Raw genomic sequence first — 8,863 nt, forward strand, 5'->3', positions numbered from 1 at the left:
GCGTTTCATATCGACAAACGCCAAACGAGAGAGGCCACTGATACCAGTGGCCTTTTTCATTTCTCATCAAACCTATTGATGAAACCTCTCAACTTTGCCACCAAGTACGAATTTCGCCGCCTAATGCCTTGAATTTTCGGTGCTCTCCCCCCACCTTTACAGCATTACTCCTTTCAGTGGGCGAAACCATGCAACCGAATTATATTGTTGAACTTACCGAGCAAAACTTTCAGCAAGTGCTGGAGAATTCTGTAAACACTCCAGTCCTGATCCATTTTTGGGCGCAAATGAGTCCAGAAAGCACAGAGATCATTCCCGCTCTCGAAAAGTTAGCACACGAATACGCAGGCGCTTTCACGCTGGCATTACTCAACTGCGAACAGCAACAAATGCTCGTGCAGCAATTCGGCGTTCGAGCATTGCCTACCCTTGCATTGTTCAGCAATGGACAGCCTGTTGATGGTATTGCGGGGCCACAAACCGAAGATACTGTGCGTGAAATGCTTACTCGTCATTTGCCAAGCCAAGACGAAATAGCATTCAAACAAGCCCTCGCACTTATTGCTGAAGGCAACTACACCGATGCGTTGCAGCAACTTAAAGTGCTAGAAGCTGCATTGGGTGAGGCCGGAGCATTTAAGTTAGCCATGGCTGAGTGCTTAGTTGAAACCCAGCAATACGACGCGGCAGAAGCCACCCTTGCAACCGTGCTAATGCAAGACCAAGATGCACAATACAAGGCACTTATTGCCAAGGTTGAACTGCATAAGCAAGCCGCTGACACGCCAGAAATTCGCGAACTTCAAAACGCATACGATGCTGACCCAAGCAATGCGGATTTGGCTTACGAGTTGGCGATTCAATTCAGTCAGGTTAACCGTCAAGAAGAAGCATTAGAGTTGCTCATCGGCTTACTGCGTAAAGATCTTAACTGCGCCAATGGCGATGCAAAGAAAACCATGATGGATATTCTTGCAGCCCTCGGTCAGGGCAATGAAGTTGCCAGCCGTTACCGTCGCCAACTGTATTCACTGCTTTATTGATACCTCCTATGTCGGTGTGTCTTGTCCTAAGATAGGCTGCTCTTTTGAGCGGCCTTTTTTTGTGCTGATTCAAGCTTGGGTATATCAATAAAACAAACCTCAATCAGCGCTGTATAAAAGCATTCCCCCAAAGAGAGAAATGATGCTTCATTGGTCGAAAACATTGTCGTCATTTCCCCGATTAAGGCGGTGATAAAACACCCTCCCGATCCCTATTCGAAATTCACAATTAATTCAAACACAAACATCATAAACCCAGACATCTTAACGCATATTAACCGACTGATTTTAAAGTCAAACATTCCAAACAGCCTACTTCAAAGCAAAACACACCTTCAGAATACCCCAACAAAAATTGCCAGAAATAGAGGCAAGCGACTCAATTTTGAGCCAGACTATTTTCTGTACACCATTAGTGAATGATTGTTTAACCAGCTTGATTAAGCCTGTTAACCAGGGGGATGCCGTGTTAATGAACAAGCTAACTATCAAATCAAAATTACTTGTCGGCAATATAATCACAGGGTTACTGCTTGCCCTGCTTTGCGGTGTCGCATGGAACGGCATTAATACCATGGATAAAACCGCAGACATGGTTAACCATACTTACAAGGTCATGGATCATTCAAATAACCTTGTCAACGCCATGGTCGACAAAGAAACAGGTCTTCGTGGCTTTGCTATTGGAGGGGAAGATGCCTATTTGGAACCCTACTTTGGCGGGATGAAATCGTTCAAAGAAAATTTGGATATCGTTAAAAACCTCACCAGTGATAACCCCGCCCAACAAGTCAGATTTGATGACGTCGCCAAAGATGCAGCCAAATGGGACGTTTACGCAGAAAGTGTTATATCACTTAGAAAAGACATTCGTGCTGGTGATGAAATTAACACAGAGTTGAAAGCACTGATTGACTCTGGGATCGGCAAACAGAAAATGGACGGTCTAAGAGCAGAAATTGCGTCAAACCAATTTGGTTTGGCTGGAAACAGGCTTCTTAGCTCGATGATCAATATGGAAACGGGTCTTCGTGGCTTCTTGCTAAACCGACAAGAGCAATACTTAGAGCCCTACATTGCAGGAAAAGAAACTGCAGAAGCGATATTGGGAGGTATTCAAGGCACCCAACTGGCTTCAGATGCGCAAGGCTGGATTAACGACTATGCAGAACAAGCCATCACTAAAGTGAGAGAAGCCAACAAATTTTCGACGTCTCAAGACTTATACCTCAAGCTATCAAAGAAAGAGGGCAAGGCCTTCATGGATGGTTTGAGAGAGAAAGTGGCTGCAATCGTTTCAATCGAGCAAGGCCTCATGGAGCAACGCTCCACGGCTGCACATGAAGCATCAGTCATTGCTTCCAATGTGATTATTTTCGGCGGCATAACAACCATCATTGTCGCTATTCTGTTTGGTCTATTTGTATCTAGCACAATTACGAAGCCAATCGGCAAAGTGGTTGCCGCTGCAGGCTCACTCGCAAAAGGAGACCTGACGTTTACACTCGAAAAAGGCGCCAATACCGAAATTGGACATCTCCAAAATGCGCTGAGAGATACCTCTGAAAGTCTCAGCGGTATAATCACGAGTATGGCTAAAGCCAGTGATCGACTCAGTGTCGCTTCAGGTGACTTGGGAAGTACCACCCATGCCACTAGCGAGGGGGCACAGAATCAATTACACATGACAGAACAAGTGGCGACTGGCATGCAAGAGATGGAAAGTGTTGTTAATGACGTTTCCAGCAATGCCGAAGCCGTTGCAAGACTCGCTGATCAGGCGAACGGTGAAGCGCAATCAGGACTGAAAGTAGTACAAGATACTATCAACAGCATTCAAACACTTGAAAACGAAGTCAACACAACGGCTAATCGTCTTAATCAACTCGCCGAAGAAACCGATAACATTGGCGGCATTCTTGACGTCATCTTAGGTATTGCGGACCAAACTAATCTGCTTGCATTGAATGCAGCGATTGAAGCAGCAAGGGCTGGGGAGCAAGGCCGTGGGTTTGCCGTTGTTGCGGACGAAGTGCGGGGATTGGCTCAGCGAACTCAGAACTCAACATCAGAAATTCAAAGTCTGATAGAGAGACTACAACAAGGTACTCGCGAAGTTGTCACGAGCATGGAGAAAAGCAGTGCTATCGTCAACGCCAGCGTAGAAGATGCTGGCAAGTCTGGCGATGCGTTCAATATCATCACGAAAGCGATCAACGAAATACAACAGTTCAGTACGCTGAATGCTACGGCTTGTGAAGAACAAAGTGCAACGACAAGAGAAATAAACAAAAACGTTCAAGAGGTCAGCTCGATTTCGAAAGAAAGCGCAGACAGTGTCGAAACAACCGTCAATGCCAGTAACGAACTTTCTCAATTGGCAAATACGCTACAAAGTATTGTTGGCCAATTCAAGCTTCGCGCTTGATAGCAGACATGACATGGCTATGTTGCATACGCACTAAGTTCACCAACTAAACTCACGAACTAACTCTATGCGCAAAAATAGAAAATCCGCTCTCAATGAGCGGATTTTTTCATGAGAAGTGATTGTTCAATCATTGCCCTGAGAAAGAGCTTCAATGATCGGACAGCATGCACTCTCATCACCGGGACATGTACTCGCTAAAGACTTAAGGGAGGCTTTCATCGCTTTCAGCTCAATAATTTTCTCATCAATCTCTGCGATTTTCTCTAGTGCTTTCTGTTTTACATCGGCACTTCGACGATTCGGATTACGTGACATATCCAGTAAGGATTGACACTCATCGAGACTAAATCCAACCAACCGTGATCGCTTGATCATCTGCAGTTCATTAATGTGCCGATCGCTGTAGGCTCGATATCCGTTATCACTACGATCCGGTTCGCTGATCACACCCTTCTGCTCATAGAATCGAATGGTCTTCGCTGTCAGCCCCGTTATACGTGCAACTTCATTAATCTTCATCAATCGCTCCCAATCTCACATTCATGCTTGACCTTACAGTTGATGGAAGGTTTATGCTTTACATTATGAACAATTCCAACGCCTGACCGCAAGTCACTATGGGCGAAACAAGGTTACCGCATGGCTGATATACAAGCTCCAAACCCAAACTCGCCAATCAAAGCACAAAATCTGATCACGCTTCCCTTATCAGGGCTGAATTGCATGAATTGTGTACGCAAGGTTATGACGGCGGTTGACGCTATTGATGGCGTAACCCAAGCCAGTGCAGACAAAACCAGCATAAAAATCAACGCTGATGCGCCAGTCCATGAAGTGGTTGCGGCTATTGAGTCCCTTGGCTATCAAGTCGGCAACACAGTCACGCTGCCACTTGCCGGCCTGAGTTGCGGTCGTTGTGTGGCTAAACTGACAGCAGCCTTTGACGCATCCCCTGATATTTATGATTTCAAAGTGAGCAAAACTGAAGCCACCATTTCCAGTGGGCTAAAACGACATGCACTGGTTGCAATCGTTGAGCAGGTTGGCTATCAGGTTATCGATCAGGACGAGGCCACCCCAACGGCAGGCACTGCGGATTCAGTTCCTTTGCAAAAAACCGAAGCCAACGTCACTCAAGCGCCAGTTGCCAACAAACCCAATACGGCTTCACTGCAATTGATTCTTTCAGGCATGACCTGCGCAAGTTGCGTATCGTCGGTCGAAAGTGCCATTAAAAGCGTTTCTGGCGTTGATAGCGTCAACGTCAACTTGGCAGAACGTACCGCACTAGTCTCCGGCCATGCTGACGCAAAGGCACTCATTACCGCCATTGAAAGCGCAGGGTATGGTGCTGAGGTGAGCGAAGATGAAACCACACGCAGAGAACGACAAGCGGCCCTGCATAGCCAACAGTTTGCAGAACACAAGCGCCATACATGGCTATCTTTAGGGCTAGGTGCCCCTCTGATGGCGTGGGGGTTATTCGGTGGCTCAATGACTGTCGACAGCACCAACAGTCAAATTGCTTGGGGCATAATTGCACTCCTGACGTTGGCGCTGCTTTGCACCGCGGGTAAGCATTTCTTTATCAATGCCGTTAAGGCATTGCGGCATCACAGAGCGACGATGGATACCTTGGTAGCGTTAGGTACTGGCTCTGCATGGCTTTATTCGATTGCCGTTGTGATTGCGCCAACGCTATTTCCTGAACAAGCAAGACACGTCTATTTTGAAGCCACCGCGATGATTCTTGGCTTGGTAACCCTCGGTCACGCGATTGAAGCCAGAGCCCGCGCTTCAACGTCTAAAGCGTTAGATAGGCTGCTCGACCTTCAGCCGCAAAATGCCTTAGTCGTCGAAAAGGGGCAAGAGCGCGAAGTCGCGCTGTCGGATGTCACCGCAGGTATGGTTCTTCGCATCAAACCCGGGGCAAAAATCCCCGTTGATGGCGTTGTTGACAGTGGCGAAAGCTATGTCGATGAATCCATGTTGACTGGTGAGCCTCTCGCCGTCAGAAAGGTCACCGGAGACACGTTGCACGCAGGGACAGTAAACCAAAGCGGCAGTATGTTATTTACCGCTACGGGCATTGGCAGCGACACCATGCTGTCGCGCATCATCCATTTGGTCCGACAAGCGCAAAGCAGTAAACCTGCATTAGCACGTATGGCGGATACTGTCTCATCAATATTCGTCCCGACCGTGATGATCATTGCGATTCTTACTGCGCTAGGTTGGTACAACTTTGGCCCTGATCCCAAGCTGAGCTTCATGTTAGTGACCGCAACAACCGTATTGATCATTGCATGCCCTTGCGCACTAGGACTGGCAACGCCCATGTCTGTCACCACAGGGGTTGGACGCGCAGCAGAACTCGGTGTGTTAATTCGAGATGCAGAAGCACTTCAACATGCGGCTGGCGTTGATACTGTGGTGTTAGATAAAACCGGAACACTGACAGAAGGCAAACCACAAGTCACTTCATTAGACAGTATGGTTCTCGACGATCAAGAAATGCTTCAATTGGCTGCCAGCTTAGAACAAGGCTCTGAGCACCCTCTCGCCAAGGCGGTGTTGGATGCAGCCAAAGAAAAGTCATTGATGTTATCGGATATTGCGCATTTTGAAGGCATTCCCGGAAAGGGCCTGCAAGCAAGCATTAACGGCACCACATACTTTCTCGGTAATGCGCGTTTGATGGAAGAGAAAGGCGTATATGTCAGCGATGCAAGCGATCACGCCAAACAACAAGCCCAACGCGGTGAAACCACTGTATACCTTGCCCGCGACACGCAGTTATTAGGGTTGATTGGCATTAGCGACCCACTACGCCATGATTCAACCAGCGCCGTGGCTCGTATGAAGAGTTTAGGCTACAAAGTCGTCATGCTGACAGGCGACCACCCTGATACTGCCAACGCCATTGCTGCACTAGCAGGGATTGATGATGTTGTCGCTGGCGTACTACCGGATGGTAAAGCCGATGTGATTTCACGCTTGCAATCAGAAGGGCGTAAAGTCGCCATGATAGGCGATGGTATTAACGACGCGCCAGCGCTTGCTAAAGCTGAAGTGGGGATTGCCATTGGAAGCGGTAGCGACGTAGCCATTGAAAGTGGGCAAATTACATTGATGCGTCACTCCATTGATGCCGCGACAGACGGATTAGAATTGTCCAAAGCAACGCTACGCAATATGAAAGAGAACCTGTTTGGCGCATTTATTTACAATTCTTTGGGTATTCCCATTGCGGCGGGTGTGCTATATCCCCTCACCGGCGCATTACTAAGCCCTGTAGTGGCGGGGGCTGCCATGGCGTTGTCTTCTATCACTGTGGTGAGTAACGCAAATAGACTGCGCTGGTTCAAACCTCGCAAAGGAGGTAATCATGTTGGTTAATCTGATAGGCGTTGGCCTAATTGCTTTAATCATTTGGTGGTTCTGGCTATCAGGCAAGAAAGATACACAATAAAACTAAACATTGAGCCATGTGCCCGTACTGGTGCGCATGGCCATAAAAATCAAAAAATATTGAGGAGATAATCATGAAAACTCTACCTAAACTTGCTGCCTTTTCCCTCGCACTTCTTTCAGCAAGCACTTTTGCGGCAACAGGCATCACTTACAAATCCCCTTATTGCGGTTGCTGCAAAGAGTGGGTGAAACACATGGAAGACAATGGCTTTGAAATGACCGCCGAAGATCATGTCAACATGAACCCTATCAAACAAAAATTTGGCATCAAACCACAGCTCGCTTCTTGCCATACCACAGTGATTGATGGCTACGTATTTGAAGGCCATATTCCTGCCAGTGACGTTAAGAAGTTCCTTGCTGAAAAACCTAAGCTTGCTGGCCTTGCTGTTCCAGGTATGCCTATGGGCTCACCGGGTATGGAGTATGGAGACGAGAAAGACGCCTATGACGTAGTGGGCTTCTCTCACGTTGGCATGACCATGATTTATAACAGCCACAACTAAAGCTGACTTTTAGAACCAGAGCCTCCATACTGAATAACCACAGGTATGGAGGTTTAATGAAACGTTTCTTCCCCGCGCTATTTGCATTTTTCTTCGCTCAATCTGTTACAGCTGAACCTTTGGTGTGGCAAGCACAAAAAGGCGAACTTACCTATACCTTAATGGGCTCGGTCCATTTGGGAAAACCCGATTTTTACCCGCTTCCTAACGTGATTGAATCACGGTTTCGTCAGGCCGACGCATTGATAGTCGAAGCGGATGTGATCAACGATACACAAATAACATTCCCCCAAGGAAAACCCACCAGCGAACTGGTCGATTCGACACAACGAGATGCACTCGCCACCATCGCAAAAGAATTGGGTTATCCAGAATCCGTGTTACTGAACATGCCACCTTGGCAAACCGCCATGGTGTTACAACTTGCGCAAAGCCAAACGTTAGAACTCCAACAAGCACTAGGCATCGATCTGCACTTTCTTTCTCGCACAAAAAACTTAAATATTCCCGTGAAGACGTTTGAAACGGTTCAAGAGCAGATTGATTTACTGGCAGGAACCGGTGACCACGGTCTCGCCCTCTTGGACGATACGCTAACGCATTGGGCACTTTCAAAAGAGTTTATGCCGTGCCTGATTGAAGCATGGCATGTCGGTGATAACGAGAAAATGACAACGATTGTTGATGAAATGGGGGATGCCAGCGATTTCGAACGCAAGCTACTGATCGACCGTAATATCAATTGGATAAAAATGCTGACTGATTCAGCACAAATGCCGAAGGGTGAATACGTGGTGATTGTGGGTGCGTTGCATTTGCCGGGAGAAGAAGGGCTATTAACGCTATTGAATAACAAAGGGTTCACTATCACACCATTGAATCAAGGCCAAAAAGCTGACTGCGAACTGCCTGAATTCCCGTCGTGATAAAAGGTCGGCCTTAGCTGCCGACCACCACTTTAGTCACAATCATTGATACGAAGAAAAGCAAAATAAACCAAATAATAAATGACTTGCGCATACAACTGCCCTGCTAATACTGACTTAATTCTCTGATAGCGGGTATGTTACCGCAAAGTGCTAGTTGTAGCATTTCGAGTTTCAAAAAAACCATTCCGCACTAACGAAAAAAGCCTCCGCATTTCTGCAGAGGCTTTCGAATACTTGGTCGGTGAAGAGGGATTCGAACTGGGCGGCATCCCGTACCCGACCCTCTGGTCCTCTTCTATTTAGAAGCATAGATGCGCTACCAAGCTGCGACATTCACCGAATCGTTAAAACACTTCCTGCTTACTCAGAGGCGGCTACCTACCTGAAAGTGGTCAGTGAAGAGTAATTCGATTGGTTCTGCATTCAATACCCGATCATCATGCAATACGCATGACTCACCAGCCCAGCAACACCTAAACG

At 47.2% G+C, this 8,863-nt stretch carries 6 protein-coding genes and 1 tRNA gene; 5 read left to right on the top strand and 2 right to left on the bottom strand.

Annotation, left to right across the window (positions count from 1 at the left end):
* The first annotated feature begins 188 nt into the window (after positions 1–188).
* Both LRP50_RS14900 and LRP50_RS14905 read left to right on the top strand, forming a co-directional pair.
* Positions 189–1,043, top strand: a complete 855-nt coding sequence (locus tag LRP50_RS14900) for a co-chaperone YbbN (protein WP_274165248.1) — start codon at positions 189–191, stop codon at positions 1,041–1,043.
* A gap of 472 nt (positions 1,044–1,515) precedes the next feature.
* A complete protein-coding gene (locus LRP50_RS14905; protein ID WP_337992919.1) occupies positions 1,516–3,471 on the top strand; it encodes a CHASE3 domain-containing protein in 1,956 nt (651 codons plus the stop codon).
* Positions 3,472–3,597: 126 nt separating this feature from the next.
* Here the strand turns inward: LRP50_RS14905 and cueR are convergent, their stop codons facing one another.
* On the bottom strand, positions 3,598–3,993 hold the full coding sequence (gene cueR / locus LRP50_RS14910) for a Cu(I)-responsive transcriptional regulator (protein ID WP_274165249.1): 396 nt from the start codon (positions 3,991–3,993) through the stop codon (positions 3,598–3,600).
* Positions 3,994–4,113: 120 nt separating this feature from the next.
* On the opposite strand from cueR, the gene LRP50_RS14915 reads away from it, so the two are divergent.
* The 3 genes from LRP50_RS14915 (at position 4,114) to LRP50_RS14925 (ending at position 8,380) form a co-directional block, all read left to right on the top strand.
* A complete protein-coding gene (locus tag LRP50_RS14915; protein WP_274165250.1) occupies positions 4,114–6,873 on the top strand; it encodes a cation transporter in 2,760 nt (919 codons plus the stop codon).
* 146 nt (positions 6,874–7,019) lie between these two features.
* The gene (locus LRP50_RS14920; protein ID WP_274165251.1) at positions 7,020–7,454 is read left to right on the top strand and encodes a DUF411 domain-containing protein; all 435 of its coding nucleotides are present in this window, start codon (positions 7,020–7,022) and stop codon (positions 7,452–7,454) included.
* Positions 7,455–7,510: 56 nt separating this feature from the next.
* Positions 7,511–8,380 carry a TraB/GumN family protein gene (locus LRP50_RS14925; RefSeq protein WP_274165252.1) on the top strand — a complete coding sequence of 290 codons (870 nt, stop codon included), beginning with the start codon at positions 7,511–7,513 and terminating at the stop codon, positions 8,378–8,380.
* A 238-nt stretch (positions 8,381–8,618) separates the two neighbouring features.
* On the opposite strand, the gene LRP50_RS14930 is transcribed toward LRP50_RS14925, so the two are convergent.
* Positions 8,619–8,722, bottom strand: a tRNA-OTHER gene (locus LRP50_RS14930).
* Positions 8,723–8,863: the final 141 nt, after the last annotated feature.

The sequence above is a fragment of the Enterovibrio gelatinilyticus genome, from assembly GCF_028683095.1.
Classification (GTDB): Bacteria; Pseudomonadota; Gammaproteobacteria; order Enterobacterales; family Vibrionaceae; genus Enterovibrio; species Enterovibrio gelatinilyticus.